Origin of the sequence: Flavobacterium sp. KMS (assembly GCF_000813005.1) — a bacterium.
GTDB lineage: Bacteria > Bacteroidota > Bacteroidia > Flavobacteriales > Flavobacteriaceae > Flavobacterium.
Genome location: NZ_JSYP01000051.1, coordinates 1 through 2129, shown reverse-complemented (window position 1 = coordinate 2129; position 2129 = coordinate 1). Strand labels below are relative to the sequence as shown.

1 protein-coding gene is annotated in these 2129 nt (G+C 38.1%); it reads left to right on the top strand.

Annotated features, from left to right (window positions below; genetic code table 11):
* Positions 1-194 precede the first annotated feature (194 nt).
* On the top strand, positions 195-2129 hold a 1935-nt coding region (locus OA93_RS23920), incomplete at its 3' end, for a T9SS sorting signal type C domain-containing protein (RefSeq protein ID WP_039116796.1).

Genomic DNA, 2129 nt, shown 5'->3' with positions numbered 1-2129 from the left:
TTTTTTTATGCTATAAAAAATAATTAATAACTTTATTCTTGTTTTCCACAAACATTCCATTTTATATATTTCTTTTCTTTAGAAAGTATCATAAAATAGATTAGTCCCAATCTGATTAGACTGATTTTTAAATACCACATATTAGTCTATTCTTAACTAATTAATTTATTTTTTAATCATTAAATCCTACTATTATGAAATCAAAATTATCCTTGTTACTCGTTTTTATTAGTTTTTATTCGTGGGCCCAAACCACCACATCATTTACCACCAATGGTACCTTTATTGTCCCTGCGGGTTTAACCAGTATTTATGCTAAGGCTTGGGGCGGAGGCGGATCTGGTGGAGGAGCCAGTGGTGCCGGATTGCTTTTAGGGAGAGGTGCGGCTGGCGGTGGCGGTGGCGCTAATGTCGAATCTCCACTAACTGTCGTTCCTGGAGCAACTTTAAATGTTGTTGTTGCTAGCCAAACACCTGGAAATGTAGGCGCTAATGGTACCGCTGGAGGGTACTCTACAATTACTCAATACCAAAATATTTTTTTTGCACCTGGAGGATCAGGAGGTGGGGCTAATAACTCTGACACCCCCCCTGGTGCAACGCCAGGAGGAGCATTTGCTGCTACGATAGGAGCCACAAGAATTGCAGGTAGACCAGGCGGAAAAGGTAATTCGGCCTTACTATCATTAGGACTTAGTTCTGGAGCTGGTGGGGCTGGTGGAGAAGGTATAAATTCAGGAGATGGGACTGGAGGTGCTGCTATTTCAAATCTACTTTTGGGTACGGCTCCAGGAAACGCAGGTACTGTGTCTGGTGGTGGTGGTAGCGGGGCAATAAATTCAGCATTAGGTGCCCCTCAAGCTGGTGGGGCTGGAGCAGCGGGACGAGTTATTCTCTCTTATACTTGCCCAACTTATAGTATAACTAGTGTAAAAGCTGTAAGTTGTAATAATGAAAACACGATTAGAGTAACATTAACAGCCAGTGCTACCTCCTTGCCTGTCGGTAATTATGTGGTAACTTATAATAGGACTAGTCCATCTGCTACGGGATTAACGGCAAATCTAACGGTCAGTACAGCAGGAACTGGTACCTTTACAATTACTAGTGTTTCATCGAATACCCTAGGCGGCGTTATAACAATTACTAAACTAGCTTCTGAGTCTTGTTCTTCTATTATTACCAACAATAACACAGCTACAATAGCACTACCATATGGTGGAACAATAAGTGGCGCAAATTCAATTTGTGCAGGAAATACAGTTGTATTATCCTTATCAGGTAACGAAGCCTCTGTTGTTAAATGGCAATTTAATGACGGATATGGTTGGAAAGATGTACCTAATCCAAGTACTTCAAATACTTATACAACATTCCCTTTACTACAAAATCAAACCCCCTTCAGAGCCATTTTGGATTACTGTAATATTGTTTCTGAGGTAAAGACTGTGTCCTTAAATTCACCTACTCTGTACATTTCTAACCGTCCCGATTATGATCATTCAGGTGAAATTGAGTATTATCTACGTACAATTAAAGCTGGAGCTTTATTACCCACTCTACAATATATAGCAGTCCCTTATATAAATCTCGAAGGGGATCCCACTGGATATTCTGTTGAATGGGATACTGATTCAATACCAAATCAAGATATTACCCCTTATACATTTACATATACCCCTAATAGTTCCATAAATTCAATTATAATACCGGCTAATACCCCAGAAGGTACATACAGTGGCAATATATATATTCATAATAATCTTTGTAAGTCCTATAAAGCATATAATTTTGAATGTACAACTTTACTTGATGACCCGTCATCAAAAACAGGCTCAGAAAAAGATGTAAATGCCAGCACAATTGCCACTAGTTTAGTACCTATAGCAACAAAAGATTTAGAAGCAACAGAAAATAAAATTTCAGTAGCTATTGTTAACAAAGTGATTCATGTTGATGCTTACAATAGTAATTTGAATAAGGTTTTTATTTATGATGTATCAGGGAACTTGCTATACAAAAAAGAAGCTGTATCGGGTTCTAAATTAGTTATCGACAACTTAAGATCTAGTAATCAGGTTTTAATGGTGAAAGTAATTTCGGATGATAATCATGTCGAGACCAAAAAA